Source organism: Mycobacterium sp. SMC-15, from assembly GCF_045310925.1.
Taxonomy (GTDB): domain Bacteria; phylum Actinomycetota; class Actinomycetes; order Mycobacteriales; family Mycobacteriaceae; genus Mycobacterium.
This window is the reverse complement of record NZ_JBJIAJ010000015.1, coordinates 100,260-118,908: the sequence shown is the minus strand read 5'-3', so window position 1 is coordinate 118,908 and position 18,649 is coordinate 100,260. Positions and strand designations below refer to the sequence as shown.

Below are 18,649 nucleotides of genomic sequence, written 5' to 3'. Positions count from 1 at the left end.
ATCACCGACCGCCGGTGTAATCGACGTTCCAGTGCTTGATGCCGTTGAGCCAGCCTGAGCGCAGCCGCTGCGGGCGCTCCAGGGGCTTGAGGTTCGGGATGTTGTCGGCGATCGCGTTGAAGATCGACCCGATAGTCATCCGCGCCAGGTGCGTACCGATGCAGTAGTGCGCACCCGTGCCGCCGAAACCGACATGCGGGTTGGGGTCACGCAAGATGTTGAACTCCTGCGGCTTGTCGAACACCGTCTCGTCGAAGTTGGCTGCCCGGTAGAACATCACCACCCGCTGACCGTCCTTGATCAGCGTGCCGTTCAGGTTGTGATCACGGGTTGCGGTGCGCTGGAACGACGTCACCGGCGTGGCCCAGCGCACCACCTCGTCGGCGGTGGTCGCCGGGCGTTCCTTGCAGAACAGCTCCCATTGCTCGGGATGCTCGGTGAACGCCATCATCCCCTGAGTGATCGAGTTGCGGGTGGTCTCGCTACCGGCCACCGCCAGCAGGATGATGAAGTAACCCAACTCGTCGTCATTGAGCTTCTCGCCGTCGACGTCGGCTTCGACCAGCGTGGTCACGATGTCGGGACCGGGGTTCTGCCGCTTGAGCTCCGCGAGCTTGAGCCCGTAGGTGATGATCTCCAGCGCCGAGGCCGCCGGGTCGTAGTGCGCGAACTCCGGGTCGTCGTACGACGTCATCTGGTTGGTCCAGTCGAACAACTTGCCGCGGTCCTCCTGCGGCACCCCCATCAGCCCCGCGATCGCCTGCAGCGGCAATTCCGAGGCCACCTCCACCACGAAGTCACCGCTCCCCCGAGCCAATGCCTCCTTGGTGATCGCCTGCGCCCGCGCCTGCAGGTCATCGTGCAGCGGCAAGATGTGCCGAGGAGTGAAGCCACGGGAAATGATCCGGCGCTGCCGGGTGTGCTTCGGCGCGTCCTGGTTGAGCATCAGGATCCGTTGCGCGTCGAGCTGTTCACGGGTTGTCTCGTCGTGGAACCTGGGGATGGCCCCGTTGCGCTCGCTGGAGAACACGTCGTCGAGCCGCGAGATCTCCTTGACGTCCTCGTGCCGGGTGATAGCCCAGTAACCGCCGTCTTTGAATCCGCCGCTCTTGTCGTCGGGTTGCGCGATCCACTTGATCGGCTCGCTGCGCCGCAGTTCGGCGAACTCCTCGTCGGGCAGTCGCTCGGCATAGATTTCCGGGTCGGTGAGGTCGAAACCGGCCGGAATGCCGGTGGCTGACGAGATAGTAGGGCTGGCCACGATGACAACTCCTCACTACTGATCCGCAGGAGAAAACGATACGTTCTCGCGTCAGTAAAGCATGCCTTTACCTCAGGCGAAAGGGCAGAAAGGCCCTGCATCCGGGACGGAACTAGAACACGTTCTACTGGCTCGCCAGGTCGGCCTGACCTGGCCGGAACCGACGGGGTACCAGCAGGGTAGGGAACGCTTGCCCGGGGGCCGCCCGAGCAATAGGGCCAGCCAACTGGCGCCCGGGCGGGGCAATTCTATAACGTGTTCTACATGGCCGAACAGGAGTACGACGTCGTCGTGGTCGGAAGCGGCGGCGCCGGGATGGTCGCCGCCCTCACCGCCGCCCACCAGGGACTGTCCACCATCGTCATCGAGAAAGCCGCCCACTACGGCGGCTCGACAGCTCGCTCCGGTGGTGGCGTGTGGATCCCCAACAACGAGGTGCTGCAGCGCGCGGGCGTCAAAGATGATGCTCAAGCAGCTCGCACCTACCTGCACACCATCGTCGGTGACGTGGTTCCGGCCGAGAAGATCGACACCTACCTGCGGCGCGGGCCGGAGATGCTGTCGTTCGTGCTGAAGAACTCGCCGTTGAAGATGTGCTGGGTTCCCGGCTACGCCGACTACTACCCCGAGCAGCCGGGCGGCAAGCCCACCGGCCGTTCGATCGAGCCCAAGCCGTTCAACGCCAAGAAGCTGGGCGCCGACATGGGCGGCCTGGAGCCGGCCTACGGCAAGGTGCCGCTGAATGTGGTTGTCATGCAGCAGGACTACGTCCGGCTCAACCAGCTCAAGCGCCACCCGCGCGGTGTGCTGCGCAGCCTCAAGGTGGGCGCCCGCACCATGTGGGCCCAGGCCACCGGCAAGAACCTGGTCGGTATGGGTCGCGCCCTGATCGCGCCGCTGCGCATCGGCCTGCGCGACGCCGGCGTCCCGGTGGAACTCAACACCGCGCTGACCGACCTCTATGTCGAGGACGGCGTGGTCTCCGGTGTCTACGTCCGCGGTGCGGGCGACCCCGAATCGGGCGAGCCACGGCTGATCCGCGCACGGCGCGGGGTCATCCTGGCCAGCGGTGGATTCGAGCACAACGAGCAGATGCGGGTGAAGTACCAGCGCGCGCCGATCACCTCCGAGTGGACCGTGGGAGCGAAGGCGAACACCGGCGAGGGCATCGTCGCCGGCGAGAAGCTCGGCGCCGCACTGGACATCATGGAGGACTCCTGGTGGGGGCCGACGGTCCCGCTGCCCGGGTCACCGTGGTTCGCTCTGTCGGAGCGCAACTCGCCCGGATCGATCATCGTGAACATGGCCGGCAAGCGGTTCATGAACGAGTCGATGCCCTACGTCGAGGCCTGCCACCACATGTACGGCGGCGAATTCGGCCAGGGCCCCGGCCCCGGCGAGAACATCCCGGCCTGGCTGATCTTCGACCAGCGCTACCGCAACAACTACATCTTCGCGGGATTGCAGCCAGGCCAACGGATCCCGAAGAAGTGGCTGGAGTCAGGCGTGATCGTCTCCGCCGACACCCTGGACGAGTTGGCCGCCAAGACCGGCGTGCCGGCCACCGCATTGGCCGCGACCGTCGAGCGGTTCAACGAGTTCGCCCGCACCGGCGTGGACGAGGACTTCCACCGCGGCGAGAGCGCCTACGACCGCTACTACGGTGACCCGACCAACAAGCCCAACCCGAACCTGGGCCAGATCGCACAGGGCCCGTTCTACGCGGCCAAGATGGTGCCGGGCGACCTGGGCACCAAGGGCGGGATCCGCACCGACGTGAACGGCCGGGCACTGCGCGACGACGACAGCGTCATCGCCGGGCTGTATGCGGCCGGAAACGTGAGCGCACCGGTGATGGGCCACACCTACCCCGGACCGGGCGGCACCATCGGACCCGCCATGACGTTCGGCTACCTGGCCGCCCTCGACATCGCCGGAAAGGCCTAGACATGGCGATCGATCTCGACGTCGCACTGGGAGCGGAGTTCGGCCAGGTCGAATTCTCCTGGACCGCAACCAATGTGCAGCTCTACAACCTGGCGCTCGGTGCCGGGTCGGACCCGATGGCTCCGCGGGAGCTGAGCTATGTAGTGGACGGCAAGCCGCAGGTACTGCCGACCTTCGGCTGCGTCGCAGCCTCGTTCAACGAGGTCGACCCGCCGAAGGTGAGCTGGCCCGGTGTCGAGATCGACCTGGCCAAGATCCTGCACGCCTCGGAGAAGGTGACCGTGCCCGCGCCGCTGCCGCCCTCGGGCAGCGCCCGCGCGATCAGCCGGATCGTCGAGGTGTGGGACAAGGGCAAGGCCGCGGTAGTGGTGCTCGAGACCTCGGTGACCAGCACCGACGGCACGCCACTGTGGACGCAGCACCGGTCCATCTTCGCCCGCGGCGAGGGTGGCTTCGGCGGCGAGCGCGGGCCGTCGACGTCGAGCGAACTGCCCGACCGGGCACCGGATTTCGAAGTCGACATCCCGGTGTCCCCGCAGCAGGCACTGCTGTATCGACTCTGCGGCGACCGCAACCCGCTGCACTCAGACCCGGCGTTCGCGGCCGCGGCGGGTTTCGACCGGCCGATCCTGCACGGCCTGTGCACCTACGGCATGACCTGCAAGGCGGCGGTGGACACCGCGCTGGACGGTGACGCCGGCGCGGTCCGTTCCTTCGGCGCCCGGTTCGCCGGCGTGGTCTTCCCGGGCGAGACCCTGCGGGCCCGACTGTGGAAAGACGGCGGTCGACTGGTGGGCAATGTCGTGGCACCGGAACGCGAGGACGCCGCCATCCTCAACGACGTGGAGCTTGTTTCGGCTTAGCTACTTCGACCTGAAACGGGCTTCTGGTGAGCGTGGCTTGGAGTGGTCACGGCTGGGATCGACGAGGGTGGCCACCGGAGCGAACCGCCGTGGGCTGATTCCGGCCAGTCGCTGCCGGCACATGAGGCTGCCGCGGTCTTACCGGAAATGACTTCCCGTCCTCACTCGGATCTGCAGATCAGCCCGGATCGCGGTGCGCCATACACCTGGCCGGAGGCGTCATGGAAACGCCGGTCATCGGCACGATGGCGAAGTTGACCTTCTCGGCTTCGATGACCCGGTACGCTTCCACCGTTCCGTTCGGAGGCGACGAAGCTGCGGATTTTTCAAAAGCTGCCAGCCCGAACGCAATTCAGCGTTCTCTTCGCTCAACAGCACCCGCTCAAGACGCTCGTCAGCATTAAGCGACACACCATTATCGTCGGCGTCGGACGCCTCGCCGGCGAGGCGCACCCAGCGGCCCAACGCTTGCTCACCCACACCGATCTCGGCGGCCACATGGGCATGGTCCGACCGGTCTCGATTACCAGGCGGGCAGCCTGCTCCTGAAACGCCGGGCGTACGTCTTGCGCTTGCCCGACATACGGACATCCGTCTCACGGGAACAGCAGTACCACCAGTCACGTGTCCACCAGCAGTCCTCGGCGTCCACGGCCAGCGCACAACTCTTATCGTTATTGATAATGATTTTCATTTTCAGTATGGTGAGCTCTATGACCGCGCCTATGTGGATGGCATCTCCTCCAGAGGTTCATTCAGCTGCGTTGAGCAGCGGCCCTGGGCCCGGCCCACTGTTGTCCGCCGCCGGCGCATGGTCATTGCTGAGCCTTGAGTACACCGCGATCGCCGAAGCGCTGCGGGAATCGTTGGCCGCCACCGAGGCCGGGGCATGGCAGGGACCCAGCGCTGCGAGCTACCTCACCGCGCATCTCCCGTACTTGGCGTGGCTGACCAAAGCCAGTGCCGACAGCGCCGCGCATGCCTCCCAGCACGAGACAGCGGCTGCGGCCTACGTCACCGCGCTGGCGACCATGCCGACGTTGGCAGAGCTGGCCGCCAATCACGCCAGCCATGGTGTATTGGTCGCGACCAACTTCTTCGGCATCAACACCATTCCGATAGCGCTCAACGAAGCCGACTACCTCCGAATGTGGGCCCAGGCCGCGACCACTATGGCCACCTACGAAGCGGTGTCCGGCGCAGCATTGGCCTCGGCGCCGCAGCCGGCTGTAGCGCCAACGATCGTCGACCACAGTCACGACGACCACGAGCACGACGAGCACGACGACCACGAGCACGAGCACGAGCACGAGCACAACGACGACGACGACCTGGATGGCGGTCACAACCACGATCACGCCAGCGAGGGCCTGGATCCGACGGACCCGAGATGGTGGGTGGCCGTATGGGGCGAACTGGGCTACTACGCCGAAGTGCTGCTGATCGACCTGCTGACCAATCCTGGCGCGTTCATGACCGACCTCACCTGGATCATCGCCGACCTGACGTTCCATGCCGCCCAGCTCGCCCCGCTGCTTAGCCAGCTGGCCCCGGCGCTGCTGCAGACGGCGCTGGCCTTGTCCATCAGCAACCTGGGTTGGGCGGCGAGCCTTGCCGGCCTGGCAGACCTAGCCGGAATTCAGCCGGCTTCCGTCCCGGTCGGCGCCGAACCGATCGCCCCGACCACACCTGCAACCGGCGCGTCGTTGGGTGCACCACCCGCTCCAGCGTCCACGACTGTCGGCACGCCTTCGCCGGCTTCGGTTCCTACCAGCGCTCCACCGAGTCCGATGCCACCACCGGCTCCACCTCCGCCAGCAGGCGGGGGGTTCTTCCCGCCGTACGTTATCGGCCCTACGGGCGCAGTAACCCGGGCCAACGCCAAAGCCAGTTCCCGCAGCGCGAGCAAGGCATCGAATCCCGACCCGGCCACCGAAGACTCGACGGCGACCGCTGCCGCACGGAATCGGACCAGAAGCCGGCGGCGTCGAACTGCACCAGGGCACGCAGACGAATTCATCAAGGTGTACGCCGACAACACAGCACTGCCTGAACCCGAGCCCACATTCTCGACTCGCGTGTCGGCCAGTATCGCCGGTGGGCTGGGGCTCTCCGGCACACATACCGAGGAGGATTCCCCTGCAGCGGGATTGACCACCTTGTCCGGTGATGACTTCGGTAGCGGGCCGACAATCCCGTTGTTACCCGAAAGCTGGCACGACAATGCCTAATGGCCCGCCTGCGAATTACCGCGACAATTTGTAGAGCGGGGTGTTAAGGCATACATATATCCAAGCGCATATGCGACTCCACCCATATCTGATTTCGGATAGATATGGAACGTTGCATATATGCAGTCATAACAATTTGACCGGTTGTCCCAACACAGATTGAGAGTGTGTAGATGAGTGATCGCAACAACAACAGGCGGAAGAACAACGAGCTGCGTCGCGCAATAGGTGCAGGTAGCACGGTTGGTGCGTTTTTGGCGTTTGGGATGTCGCCATTGATATCAGCGCCGGTTGTGCGCGCGGACGATATCCTCATCGACCTGCCAGATTTCAGCACGCTATCCGATGTCAGCGGTCTAGCCGATGCCAGTTTCCTATCAACGGACATGCCCGGCTCGGCGGCGGAATCGGGCTTTAGCTGGGCCAATGTCTTTGACGCGACCTATGACAATCTCCATGCTGGAGCACAGGAATTCCTCGTTGACCCCGCCAATGCTGGGCTGCTTGAGTTGCTCAACGGCTTCGGCCTCTATGAGGCACTATTCGGGCGGCTGTTGATCGGCAACGGAATCGACGACTTCGCTGGCGCCAACACCTCGCTGTTCGGTTGGTTGCCCGGTATCGGCGACCTCGGCGACGGGGGTTTCCTGTTCGGTGACGGTGGTACCGGCACTGACGCCAGCTACCTCGACGGTGTTCTGAGCGCCGCCGGCGCGGGCGGCAATGCTGGGCTGATCGGCAACGGGGGCATCGGCGGCGTCGGTCTGGCCACCGGTTACTACGGTGGTGACACCTTGGTCGCAGCGACTGCTGGCGGGGCAGGAGGATCGGGCGGCCTGCTGGTCGGTGACGGCGGCGCCGGCGGCGTGGGTGGCCTGGGTCTGAATGGCAGCATCGCCGACGGCCTCGACGGTGGTGTCGGCGGCGCCGGTGGCGCGGGAGGGAACGCCTACTTCTACGGTTCCGGTGGTGCGGGCGGCAGGGGCGGCGCCGGCGGCAACGGCGCAGCGGGTGCTGACGGACAGATAGACCAGGTCGGCGGTGCTGGCGGCGACGGCGGCGTTGGCGGTGTCGGTGGAACCGGCGGCAACGGTGGGTGGATCATCGGCCACGGCGGTGCTGCCGGTCGCGGGGGCAACGGCGGCTACGGCGGTGACGGTGGCGAGGGCGCCGACGCGGTCGCGCACAGCCATGACCACGGTCATGAGCACGAGGATGAGCTCTTCATCCATGAGGCCACCGCTGGTGGGGCCGGCGGAAATGGCGGAAATGGCGGCGCTGCGGGCGAGGGCGGGCTGGCTCGCACGCTCTTCGGTAGCACCTTCGGAACCACGGGCGCCGCTACGGCCGCAGGGATGGGTCGCGACGGCGGTGACGGCGGCGGTGGCGGAGCCGGCGCAGTCCACGGCACCGACGTCCTCTCGGACGGAGCCGCTGGCGGCGCGGGCGGAAACGGCGGAAACGGCAGCACCGGAGGCGCAGGCGGTAACGGCGGCGCCGGGAGCGCCGGAATTACCGGCGGTGCAGGCGGTAACGGCGGCAACGGCGGAATCGGCAGTGCAGTCCACGGCGGTGCCGGTGGCGCCGGTGGTAACGGCGGGCACGGAAGCCATATCGGTGGTGCCGGTGGTGCCGGTGGAACCGGTGGCGACAGTGAGACGCGCGATGGCGGGGCCGGCGGCGCCGGGGGCACCGGGGGCAACTCTGCCGGTGCGACCATCACCTTGCCGGACACCACCGTGATCTCCGGGGCAGCCGGTGACGGCGGGGCCGGTGGTGACGGCGGCAACAACATCGGCACCCACGGCGCTGGTGGCGACGGTGGCGCCGGTGGTCGCGGTGGCAACGGCGTCGCGGCCCTCGCGCCTGGTGGTGCCGGTGGCCATGGCGGCCATGGCGGTAATTCGGGACCCTTGGAGGGCGAAGCCGGTACCACAGGCGGGCTCGCCGATGGTGCATTCGGAGGTATCGGTGGTACTGGCGGAGTCGGGCATGAGCACGATTCCAGCCATGACCACAGCGGGGAAGAACCGCCCATCAATCCCGACGAAGACGATGACCATGACCACGACCACGACCACGACCACGACCACGACCACGACCACGACCACGACCACGACCACTAACGTCGTAGTCGCTGGCGGAAGTCGCCGCCTCTGAGGTCCTTCGGGGAGGGCCCCGCACGCCGGGCGTGCGGGGCCCCCCTGCCATTCGGTAAGTCGATCAGCCACCCTCGCCGTGTTACTGATGCCAAGCAATGAACTTCCGAGGCTAGTGTTACGGCGCACCTCCCGCCGTTTGGTCACGTTCCCGGCCAGGCGAAACGACGACCCCAACTATTCAGCGGAAAGACGGCGGCCGACTGGTGGGCAATGTGGTGGCGCGGGCACGGAAGGACGCCGTCACCCCAACGATGTGGAGCTTGTTTCGGCCTAGGTTTCCCGGCAGCGCCCGCCTGAACCCAGGCAACCCTAATTGAAAATGACTTTCATCTTCGGATAATCTGTCCGGCATGACCGCGCCGGTATGGATGGCCTCGCCCCCCGAGGTGCATTCGGCTGCGCTGAGCAGCGGCCCCGGGCCCGGGGCCCTGTTGTCTGCTGCCGGCGCCTGGTCGTCGCTGAGCCTGGAGTACACCGCGATCGCGGAGGCGTTGCGGGACCTGCTGGGAGCCACCCAGGCAGCGTCATGGCAGGGGCCTAGCGCCGAGCGCTATCTCGCCGCACACGTGCCCTACCTGGCCTGGTTGGCGACGGCCAGCGCGGACAGCGCCGCGCGAGCATCCCGACATGAAACAGCGGCCGCGGCCTACGTCAGCGCATTGGCGGCCATGCCCACGATGCCCGAACTGGCGGCCAACCACGCTATCCACGGAATCTTGGTCGCCACCAACTTCTTTGGTGTCAACACCATCCCGATCGCGGTCAACGAAGCCGACTATGTGCGGATGTGGATCCAGGCCGCCACCACCATGGCGACCTACGAGGCGGTCTCCGGTGCAGCCGTGGCGTCAGCCCCACAGCTCGCCGTGGCACCGCCGATCGTCGGCTATGCCGAGGCCGATCACGATCACGATCACGACCACGACCACGACCACGACCACGACCACGACCACGACCACGACCACGACCACGACGGGATCCACGACGGCGATCTGGATCCGACCGACCCGGAATGGTGGAAAGACGTCTTCGGCGAAATGGGCGAGTGGGCCAAGATCATCATCAACGATCTGCTGACCGACCCGGCAGCGCTGCTGACCGATCTCCCCGTCATCATGGCCGATGTCACCTTCCACGCCAGTCAGCTCGCCGCCACCTTGAGCCAATTCGCGCCAGCGCTGCTGCAACCCGCGCTGGGCCTGGCGATCGGCAACCTGGGCTGGGCTGCCGGCCTGGCCGGACTGGCCGGAATTCAGCCTGCCCCGGTTCCGCTGGCCGTCGAGGCCGTACCTCCGGCCAATCCGCTGACCGCCGGGGGCTCGGCGGGTTCGTCCACCACCGTCGCCAACACCGCCGCGGCACCGGCCACGGGTGGCTCCATTTCGGCGCCGACCACCAGCGCAGCGCCGGCTGCGGCACCGCCTGCCGCTCCCCCCGCCGCTAGTAGCCCGGCGTTCTTCCCCCCGTATGTGATCGGGCCTCCCGGCGTCGCCGGCCAGGTGAGCGCCGTGGCCCGCCGCCATGCCGTGAAGAAGGCATCGAATCCCGACTCGGCCGCCGAGGATGCGGCCACCGCCGCCTCGGCACGGGATCGGTCCCGGGCCCGCCGACGCCGAGCTGCTCGCGGGCACGCGGACGCGCACATCTACGTGTACGCCGACAGCGCCCCCGATATCGGGCCCGACGCCGCGACTCGCGCCTCCGACAGCAGTGCCGGTCGCCTGGGATTCGCAGCGGCGCAAGCCAAGCCTGGTCTGCCCGCGACGGGTTTGACCACGCTGGCGAGCGGCGGTCTCAACGACGGGCCGACCCTTCCGCTGTTGCCCGAGAGCTGGGGCGAACCCACCAACGATTGAGCGGTGCCGGGTTCCCCTCCCACCCAGCGTGAAGGCGAGGGCGGCTAGCCCAGAATCAGGCCCGACGTAGGCACGCCGGTACCAGCGGTCACCAGCACGTGCTCGACGCCGTCAACCTGGTTGACCGAGGTACCGCGCAGCTGGCGCACACCCTCGGCGATGCCGTTCATGCCGTGGATGTAGGCCTCGCCGAGCTGGCCGCCGTGGGTGTTGATCGGCAGCCGGCCGCCGAGTTCGATGGCGCCGCCGGCGATGAAGTCCTTGGCCTCACCCTTGCCGCAGAATCCCAGCTCTTCCAACTGGATCAGCGTGTAGGGGGTGAAGTGGTCGTAGAGCACCGCGGTCTGGATATCGGCGGGCGTCAGACCCGACTGCGACCACAGCTGCTTGCCCACCAGGCCCATCTCGGGCAGGCCGAGCTCCTCGCGGTAGTAGGAGTACATGGTGAACTGGTCGGCCCCGGCGGCCTGCGCGGCCGCCTCGATGATCGCCGGTCGGTGCTTGAGGTCGCGGGCCCGCTCCGGCGTGGTGACGACGATCGCCACCCCGCCGTCGCTCTCCTGGCAGCAGTCCAGCAGCCGCAGCGGTTCGGCGATCCACCGCGAGTTCTGATGATCCTCAATCGTGATCGGCTTGCCGTAGAAGAACGCCTTCGGGTTGGTCGCCGCATGCTTGCGGTCGGCCACCGACACTGCGCCGAAATCCGCACTGGTGGCGCCGTATTCGTGCATGTAGCGCTGGGCGATCATCGCCACCGACGCCGCCGGGGTGCTCAGGCCGTGCGGGTAGGACCAGCTGTACTCCACGCCGCGCGAGTCGGCGTTGACCGTCAAACCGGTCATCACCTGGCCGAACCGGAACTCCGAGCGCTCGTTGAAAGCCCGGTACGCCACCACGACTTCAGCGACTCCCGTGGCCACCGCCAGGGCGGCCTGCTGCACCGTGGCCGCGGCGGCGCCGCCGCCGTAACCGATCTGGGAGAAGAACTTCAGCTCACCGATCCCGGTGGCACGTGCGACGGCGGTCTCCAGGTTGGAGTCCATGGTGAAGGTGACCAGACCGTCGACGTCGGAGGGCTTCAGGCCCGCATCGTCGAGGGCGTCGAGCACCGCCTCGGCCGCCAGACGCAGTTCGCTGCGCCCGGATTCCTTGGAGAAGTCGGTGGCGCCGATTCCGGCGATAGCCGCCTTACCGGACAGCATCATTCCTCCCCGAGGGTGAGAGTGGCGGTAGCGATCACGTGGTCACCAAGACTGTTGTTGCCCACGACCTTCACGGTGACCAGGCCGTCTTCCACCGCCGTCACCTCGCCGGAGAATGTGACTGTGTCATAGGCGTACCACGGCACACCCAGCCGCAGCCCGATCGAACGGATCACCGCGTTGGATCCCGCCCAGTCGGTGATGTAGCGCTGCACCAGGCCGGTGTCGGTCAAGATATTGACGAAGATGTCCTTGGAGCCCTTGGCCTGCGCCTTGTCCCGGTCGTGGTGCACGTCCTGGTAGTCGCGAGTGGCGATCGCCGTAGAGACGATGAACGTCGGGTCACCGTAGATCTTCAGTTCGGGCAGCTTGGTGCCCACGTCGACAGTCGCAGCGCTCATGCCCCGTCTCCTTCCACAGGCTCCCAGGCGTACAGAGACCACGCCGGACCGACATCGCTGGCGGGGAAATCGAGATAGGTTGCGCGGACCGGCATTCCGATCTTTACCGCTGCCGCGTCGACGCCGCGAAGCTCGCCGAGCATCCGCACGCCCTCTTCGAGCTCGACCAGCGCGATCACGAACGGCAGGCTGCGGCCGGGGACCTTGGGCGCGTGGTGCACCACGTAGCTGAACACCGTTCCCTCACCGCTGGAAACGACGTAGTCGGTGGTCTCGGTCTTGTCCTTCCAGACCGCCGGCACCGGCGGATGCTGCAGGCTGCCGTCCGGGCGGAGCTGGATGCGCAACTCGTGTGCGGCCACGCCGTCCCAGAAGTACTGGGAATCCCGCGACCACGACGGGCGCATCATCTTGTCGGGGTCGAGGTCCCCGGGCACCGCGGCTGAGGAGCCCGCGTTTTCCTTGTCGGCGGGCAGGAACTTCAGGATGCGCCAATTCATGTCGGCCACGCATTCCGCGTCTTCGTCGCCGTTCACCCACCAGCGGATCTTCTGAGTGACGAAGTACCCCTCACCCAGGCCGGTCTTCTTGGGCCCCACGATGTCGGTCACCTCGGCGGTGACGCTGACCTCTTCGCCGGGGCGCAGGTAGCGATGGTAGGTCTGCTCGCAGTTGGTGGCCACTACGCCGACATAGCCTGCGCCGTCGAACAGCTCCATGACCTTGCCGAGCGGGTCGTCGGCCGGACGCTCCCCGCCCAGGCCCATCATCGTCCACACCTGGATCATGGCCGGCGGAGCGACGACTCCGGGATGACCCGCGGCACGCGCGGCTGCCTCGTCGGTGTAGATCGGGTTGGCGTCGCCGATCGCATCGACCCAATGGCGAATCATCGGCTGGTTCACCGGATCCCGGCCGGTCCGCGGTTTGCTGCGGCCCGACGCCAGTATCTGCTCGATCCCGGAGGAAAGGTCGCTCATCTGTCTCCTCGACTCATCGTGAAACCCGCGGAACCTTCAGCCCAGAAGCGGCGATCATCTCGCGCATGACCTCGTTGACGCCGCCGCCGAAGGTGATCACCAGGTTGCGCTTGGCCATCTTGTCCAGCCAGACGAGGACTTCGGCGGTCTCGGGGTCCGCCGGGTTGCCGAATCTGCCGACGATCTCCTCAGCGAGGCGATTGACTTCCTGGATTCGCTCGGTGGAGAACACCTTGGTGGCCGCAGCGTCGGCGACGGCGATGTTCTCACCAGAGGATGCCACCTGCCAGTTGAGCAACTCGTTGATACGCCAGATCGACTTGATCTGCGCCAGAAGATGTTTCACGTCGTCCTGCTCGATCGGCGTAACGCCGTCCGAACCGGGCTTGGACGCCCAGTGGTGCACCTGGTCGTAGATGCCGGCGATGCGACCGGCCGGACCCAGACCGACGCGCTCATGGTTGAGCTGCGTGGTGATGAGCTTCCAGCCGCCGTTCTCCTCGCCGACCAGCATGTCGGCGGGTACGTGCACGTCGTTGTAGTACGTCGCGTTGGTGTGATGGGCCCCGTCGGACAGGATGATCGGGGTCCAGGAGTATCCGGGATCCTTCGTGTCGACGATGAGGATCGAGATGCCCTTGTGCTTGGCAGCGGTCGGGTCGGTTCGGCAGGCCAGCCAGATGTAGTCGGCGTCGTGGGCGCCGGTGGTCCACATCTTCTGCCCGTTGACGATGTATTCATCGCCGTGCTTGACCGCGGTCGTGCGCAGTGACGCGAGGTCGGTGCCGGCGTCGGGTTCGGAGTAACCGATCGCGAAATGTACATCGCCGGAAAGAATTCCAGGCAGGAACTTCTTCTTCTGCTCTTCGGTGCCGAGCAATTGCAGCGTGGGGCCGACAGTCTGCAAGGTGACCATCGGCAACGGGATGTCGGCCCGGTTGGCTTCGTTGATGAAGATCTGCTGCTCGAGCGGACCGAATCCCAGGCCGCCGTACTCCTTGGGCCAGCCGACGCCCAACTTGCCGTCACTGCCCATCCGCTTGATCACGGCACGATAGGCCTCGTTATGCCGATCCGACTCCATCGCCTGCGCCTCTTCGGGCGTGATGAGGGTCGAGAAGTACTCGCGCAGTTCGGCTTGCAGTGCCCGCTGCTCGGGTGTCAGGTCGATGAACATTTACGCTCCCACCAAATCGAGGCGGTGCACGGGACCACCCAACAGCCGGGTCAAGTCTTTGATCGAGGAGTAGTAGCGGTCCATCGGGTAGGTGATGTCCATACCCATACCGCCGTGCAGGTGGTGACAGAGTCGCATGGCCGGTGCAGCCTGCGATGTCAGCCAGTAACCCAGGATCCCGATGTCATCACCGGCGTCAAGACCTTGGGCCAACCGCCAAATCGATGAGGTCGACAGCAAGGCAATGGTCCGCGAGGCGATGTACACCTCGGAAAGCTGCGCGGCCACCGTCTGGAACGTCGACAGGGGACGGCCGAACTGCTCGCGGGTGGCGACGTAGTCGGCGGTCAACCGCAGGGCGCCTGCCACCAGCCCGGCCCCGAAGGCCCCGGTGGCGGCCAGCGCCAACTGGTTGACCCGGGCAACGCTGGCGCCATCGAGCACGTCGGCGTCCGCGATCGCGACGTCGGCGAACGTCACCACGTATTCGTCGGACCCGTTGGAAGTCGGGGTCTTGGTGACCGTGACACCGTCGGCGTCCGGGGCGACGACCACCACCGCCTTGTCAGCCGTGACGATCAGCCAAGTCGCCGCCTGGGCATAGGGCACACCGGTCTTGGTGCCGTTGAGCTTTCCGCCCGCAAAGCTGGTCGCGGGGTGCTCCGGCAACTGCCGGCCAGGTTCGTTCAGCGCGGCCGACAGCACCGCGCCGGTGGGCACCCCCGACAGATACCGGTCCTGCTGGGCATCGGACGCCAGGTCCAGCAGCGGAATCAACCCCAGGCCCAACGTTGCCAGTGCGGGACCGATGGTGCCATGACGGCCGATCTCGGTCAGCGCGGTAGCCAGCTCCGACAGGCCCAGACCGTCGCCACCGAGTCGCTCTGGCACACCCAGCGCTGCGACCCCGCCGGCTACCAGCGCATCCCAGCTGTTGTCTCGGTCGAGCACCGACGTCACCACATCGGCGACAGCCTGCTGCTCCGGGTTCGGTGTGAAGTCCACCCGAATCCTCCTTGATTCGTTAGGCCGTCAGTCAGGTCAGTGCGCGACCGGGCACGCACCCGAGTAGTCGACCGGCCAGTGCTTGATGCCGTTGAGCCAGCCGGACTTCAACCGCTCGGGGTCGCCCATCGGCTTCAGGTCGGGCATGTGGTCGGCGACCGCGTTGAAGATCAGGTTGATGGTCAGGCGGGCCAGGTTGGCACCGATGCAGTAGTGCGCCCCGGTGCCGCCGAAGCCGACGTGCGGGTTCGGGTCACGAAGGATGTTGAAGGTGAACGGGTCGTCGAACACCTCCTCGTCGAAGTTGGCCGAACGGTAGGACATCACCACGCGGTCGCCGGCCTTGATCTTGACGCCGTCGATCTCGGTGTCTTCGCTCGCGGTGCGCTGGAATGCCGAAACCGGGGTGGCCCAACGGATGATCTCGTCCACGGCGGTCTGCGGCCGTTCCCGCTTGAACAGCTCCCACTGGTCGGGATTCTGCGAGAACGCGACCATGCCGTGCGTGATCGAGTTGCGGCTGGTCTCGTTGCCGGCAACCGCCAGCATGATGACGAAGAAGCCGAACTCGTCATCGCTGAGCTTCTCGCCGTCGATGTCGGCCTGGATCAGCTTGGTCACGATGTCGTCGGTGGGGTTCTTGCCCCGCTCCTCGGCCATCTTCATGGCGTAGGTGATGACCTCGAACGATGACATCGCCGGGTCGACGTCGGCGTACTCCGGGTCCTCGCCGGCGGTCATCTCGTTGGACCAGCGGAACAACTTGTCCCGGTCGTCCTGGGGTACACCGAGCAGTTCGGCGATGGCCTGCAGCGGCAGTTCGCAGGACACCTGCTCGACGAAGTCGCCGGTGTTGGACGCCGCGGCAGTCTGGGCGATCTTCTGCGCCCGCGCCTTCAGCTCGTCCTCGAGCCGCGAGAGGGCGCGGGGGGTGAAGCCCCGGGAGATGATCTTGCGCAGCCGGGTGTGGTGCGGCGCGTCCATGTTCAGCAGGACCGCCCGCTGCAGGTCGACCGCCTCGCGGGTCATCTCCTGCGGCCAAACCGGGATCGCGCCGTTCATGGCGCTGGAGAAGACGTCGCTGCGCAGCGAGACGTCCTTGACGTCCTTGTGCTTGGTCACCAGCCAGTAACCCTTGTCGCCGAAGCCTCCGGTTCCGCCGGGAACGTCGACCCAACGCACCGGTTCGGACTTACGCAGCTCGGCGAGTTCCTTGACCGGGAGGCCCTGCAGGCTCATCTCGGAATCGAGGAAGTCGAAGTCGCTGGGGATGGCGGGGCAGCCCATGTGTCTACTCCTAGAGTGATCTGTTAGTAGGTTCGACGACGCAGGAACAACGCCGTCTAGTGCCTGATTGCGACCATTGAAACACGGCCCGACCGCAGATCAAAGGCGGTGCTGCATCGTCGCTTGTCAGACTAATGAAACGTGTTCTAGCCTGGCCGCATGGGTAATCCTGTCATCGTCGAAGCCACCCGCAGCCCCATCGGTAAACGTAATGGCTGGTTGTCCGGCCTGCACGCCACCGAACTTCTCGGGGCGGTGCAGAAGGCATTGGTCGCGAAGGCCGGGATCGACGCGGGAAGCGTCGAGCAGGTCATCGGCGGCTGCGTCACGCAGTTCGGCGAGCAGGGCAACAACGTCACCCGGCAGTCGTGGCTGGTGGCCGGGCTGCCCGAGCACGTCGGCGCCACCAGCATCGACTGCCAGTGCGGCAGCGCGCAGCAGGCCAACCACCTGATCGCCGGCCTCATCGCCACCGGCGCCATCGACATCGGCATCGCCTGCGGCATCGAGGCGATGAGCCGCGTCCCGCTGGGCGCGAACGGCGGCGGTGCGCGAGCGGCGTCCTGGGACATCGACCTGCCCAACCAGTTCGAGGCGGCCGAGCGCATCGCCAAGCGCCGGGGCATCACCCGCGCCGACCTGGACGCCCTGGGGCTGCGGTCCCAGCAGCTGGCCAAGCAGGCCTGGGCCGAGGGACGGTTCGACCGGGAGATCTCCCCGATCGAGGCCCCGGTGATCGACGAGAACAAGCAACCCACCGCCGAGCTGAACATCGTCAGCCGCGACCAGGGCCTGCGTGACACCACGGCCGAGGGCCTCGCGGCGCTCAACCCCGTCATGGAGGGCGGCTCACACACCGCCGGTACCTCGTCGCAGATCTCCGACGGCGCCGCCGCGGTGCTGTGGATGGACGAGGACAAGGCCAAGGCGCTGGGCCTGCGGCCGCGGGCCCGGATCATCAGCCAGGCCAACGTCGGCGCCGAGACCTACTACCACCTGGACGGCCCGGTGCAGTCCACCGCCCGGGTGCTGGAAAAGGCCGGGATGAAGATCGGCGACATCGACCTGGTCGAGATCAACGAGGCGTTCGCCTCGGTGGTGCTGTCCTGGGCCGCGGTGCACAAGCCGGACATGGATCGGGTCAACGTCAACGGCGGGGCGATCGCGCTGGGCCACCCGGTGGGTTCCACCGGTAGCCGGCTGATCACCACGGCGCTGCACGAGCTCGAGCGCACCGACAAGTCGACCGCGCTGATCACCATGTGTGCCGGCGGAGCGCTGTCCACCGGCACCATCATCGAGCGCATCTAGTGGCCTCGGTTCCGGAGGCTGACCGCATCGCGGCGGCCCAGGCCTACATCGACGCCCTGGTCAGTCACGACGCCTCGGCGGTCCGGTTCGCACCCGACTGTGTCCGGATCGAGGTCGGGCTCAAGACCGGATTCTCGGGAAATCATTTGCGGCGCAGCCTCAACCGCGGTCCGCAGTTCCGGTTGATCTCGGCGGCCACGCTGCCGAAGTACAGCATCGACGGCGACGACGTGCGGGCGGTCTACGACATCATCACCAAGCCGTCGCTGTTCGGGGTCCGGGTCTGCTCGCATGTCGACGAGGTTTTCCGGATCCCCGCGGACAGCGCGGACGGCACCGCTGTGATCCATCACATCCGCGCGGGGATTCGTCCGTTCATCCACCGTTAGAGTGAGCCCGTGAGCAACCCAGACACACCAGAGAAGCCGAAGTCGCTGGATTCGCCGGTCACCGGAACGGTGATCAAGTGGATGTCGAAGGCCAACACCTGGGCCTACAAGGCGACCGGCGGCCGGGTCGGCGGTAAATGGCGGTTGGGCACCAAGCACTTCGGTGAGGTTCCCGAGGTCGGCATCCTCACGACCACCGGACGCAAGTCCGGTCAGCCGCGCGAATCCCCACTGTTGTTCCTGCGCGAAGGTGACCGAGTGATCCTGGTGGCCTCCCAGGGCGGGCGCGCCACCAACCCGATGTGGTACCTGAACCTGAAAGCCAACCCGCAGGTGTCCTTCCGGATCCGCAGCGAGGTGCTCATCCTGCGTGCCCGCGACGCCAGCGAGGCCGAACGGGCCGCCTACTGGCCCAAGCTCGACAAGATGTACCCGGACTTCGTCAACTACCGGGCCTGGACCGATCGGGAGATCCCGATCGTCATCTGCGAGCCCTAGCAGCAACCTCGCGAGGGCTGCGAATCAGACCAGCCGCCAACGAGAGCCCCGCACACCCGGTGTGCGGGGCTCTCGTTGG

The 18,649-nt window shown here is 66.5% G+C and carries 16 protein-coding genes; 8 read left to right on the top strand and 8 right to left on the bottom strand.

What is annotated here, in order from left to right:
- Position 1: 1 nt before the first annotated feature.
- Positions 2-1,261: a cytochrome P450 gene (locus tag ACJH71_RS20220; RefSeq protein ID WP_406759761.1), complete on the bottom strand. Its 1,260-nt coding sequence runs from the start codon at positions 1,259-1,261 to the stop codon at positions 2-4.
- A gap of 264 nt (positions 1,262-1,525) precedes the next feature.
- Between ACJH71_RS20220 and kstD the strand changes: the two genes are divergently transcribed.
- Positions 1,526-3,208, top strand: a complete 1,683-nt coding sequence (gene kstD / locus ACJH71_RS20215) for a 3-oxosteroid 1-dehydrogenase (RefSeq protein ID WP_406759760.1) — start codon at positions 1,526-1,528, stop codon at positions 3,206-3,208.
- Between the two features lie 2 nt (positions 3,209-3,210).
- Positions 3,211-4,071 carry a MaoC/PaaZ C-terminal domain-containing protein gene (locus tag ACJH71_RS20210; protein ID WP_406759759.1) on the top strand — a complete coding sequence of 287 codons (861 nt, stop codon included), beginning with the start codon at positions 3,211-3,213 and terminating at the stop codon, positions 4,069-4,071.
- A 234-nt stretch (positions 4,072-4,305) separates the two neighbouring features.
- Here ACJH71_RS20210 and ACJH71_RS20205 read toward each other — a convergent pair whose 3' ends face one another.
- Positions 4,306-4,569, bottom strand: a complete 264-nt coding sequence (locus ACJH71_RS20205) for a hypothetical protein (protein ID WP_406759758.1) — start codon at positions 4,567-4,569, stop codon at positions 4,306-4,308.
- Between the two features lie 215 nt (positions 4,570-4,784).
- On the opposite strand from ACJH71_RS20205, the gene ACJH71_RS20200 reads away from it, so the two are divergent.
- The 3 genes from ACJH71_RS20200 to ACJH71_RS20190 all read left to right on the top strand — a co-directional run bounded on the left by ACJH71_RS20200 (position 4,785) and on the right by ACJH71_RS20190 (position 10,320).
- Positions 4,785-6,302: a PPE domain-containing protein gene (locus ACJH71_RS20200; protein ID WP_406759757.1), complete on the top strand. Its 1,518-nt coding sequence runs from the start codon at positions 4,785-4,787 to the stop codon at positions 6,300-6,302.
- Between the two features lie 386 nt (positions 6,303-6,688).
- Entirely contained in the window at positions 6,689-8,428 is a 1,740-nt protein-coding gene (locus tag ACJH71_RS20195; RefSeq protein WP_406759756.1) for a PE family protein, read from the top strand.
- A gap of 386 nt (positions 8,429-8,814) precedes the next feature.
- Positions 8,815-10,320 (top strand): PPE domain-containing protein, encoded by a 1,506-nt coding sequence (locus tag ACJH71_RS20190; RefSeq protein ID WP_406759755.1) that lies wholly within the window; start codon positions 8,815-8,817, stop codon positions 10,318-10,320.
- Positions 10,321-10,364: 44 nt separating this feature from the next.
- Here the strand turns inward: ACJH71_RS20190 and ACJH71_RS20185 are convergent, their stop codons facing one another.
- From ACJH71_RS20185 to ACJH71_RS20160, 6 genes are read right to left on the bottom strand one after another with little or no spacing between them, the layout of a single operon-like run.
- Entirely contained in the window at positions 10,365-11,522 is a 1,158-nt protein-coding gene (locus ACJH71_RS20185; RefSeq protein WP_065039216.1) for a lipid-transfer protein, read from the bottom strand.
- Positions 11,522-11,923: a MaoC family dehydratase gene (locus ACJH71_RS20180; RefSeq protein ID WP_406759754.1), complete on the bottom strand. Its 402-nt coding sequence runs from the start codon at positions 11,921-11,923 to the stop codon at positions 11,522-11,524. The genes ACJH71_RS20185 and ACJH71_RS20180 overlap by 1 nt, the downstream gene beginning before the upstream one ends.
- Positions 11,920-12,903, bottom strand: a complete 984-nt coding sequence (locus tag ACJH71_RS20175; RefSeq protein WP_406759753.1) for a bifunctional MaoC family dehydratase N-terminal/OB-fold nucleic acid binding domain-containing protein — start codon at positions 12,901-12,903, stop codon at positions 11,920-11,922. Before ACJH71_RS20175 ends, ACJH71_RS20180 begins: the two co-directional genes overlap by 4 nt.
- Before the next feature lie 13 nt (positions 12,904-12,916).
- On the bottom strand, positions 12,917-14,080 hold the full coding sequence (gene fadE29, locus ACJH71_RS20170) for an acyl-CoA dehydrogenase FadE29 (protein WP_406759752.1): 1,164 nt from the start codon (positions 14,078-14,080) through the stop codon (positions 12,917-12,919).
- Positions 14,081-15,085 carry an acyl-CoA dehydrogenase family protein gene (locus ACJH71_RS20165; protein ID WP_406759751.1) on the bottom strand — a complete coding sequence of 335 codons (1,005 nt, stop codon included), beginning with the start codon at positions 15,083-15,085 and terminating at the stop codon, positions 14,081-14,083.
- A 36-nt stretch (positions 15,086-15,121) separates the two neighbouring features.
- On the bottom strand, positions 15,122-16,372 hold the full coding sequence (locus ACJH71_RS20160; RefSeq protein ID WP_406759750.1) for a cytochrome P450: 1,251 nt from the start codon (positions 16,370-16,372) through the stop codon (positions 15,122-15,124).
- A gap of 159 nt (positions 16,373-16,531) precedes the next feature.
- Here ACJH71_RS20160 and ACJH71_RS20155 point away from each other — a divergent pair, with 159 nt between their 5' ends.
- The 3 genes from ACJH71_RS20155 to ACJH71_RS20145 all read left to right on the top strand — a co-directional run bounded on the left by ACJH71_RS20155 (position 16,532) and on the right by ACJH71_RS20145 (position 18,570).
- Positions 16,532-17,683 carry a steroid 3-ketoacyl-CoA thiolase gene (locus ACJH71_RS20155; RefSeq protein ID WP_406759749.1) on the top strand — a complete coding sequence of 384 codons (1,152 nt, stop codon included), beginning with the start codon at positions 16,532-16,534 and terminating at the stop codon, positions 17,681-17,683.
- Positions 17,683-18,072 (top strand): hypothetical protein, encoded by a 390-nt coding sequence (locus tag ACJH71_RS20150; protein ID WP_406759748.1) that lies wholly within the window; start codon positions 17,683-17,685, stop codon positions 18,070-18,072. Before ACJH71_RS20155 ends, ACJH71_RS20150 begins: the two co-directional genes overlap by 1 nt.
- A gap of 81 nt (positions 18,073-18,153) precedes the next feature.
- Entirely contained in the window at positions 18,154-18,570 is a 417-nt protein-coding gene (locus ACJH71_RS20145; protein WP_406759787.1) for a nitroreductase family deazaflavin-dependent oxidoreductase, read from the top strand.
- Positions 18,571-18,649: the final 79 nt, after the last annotated feature.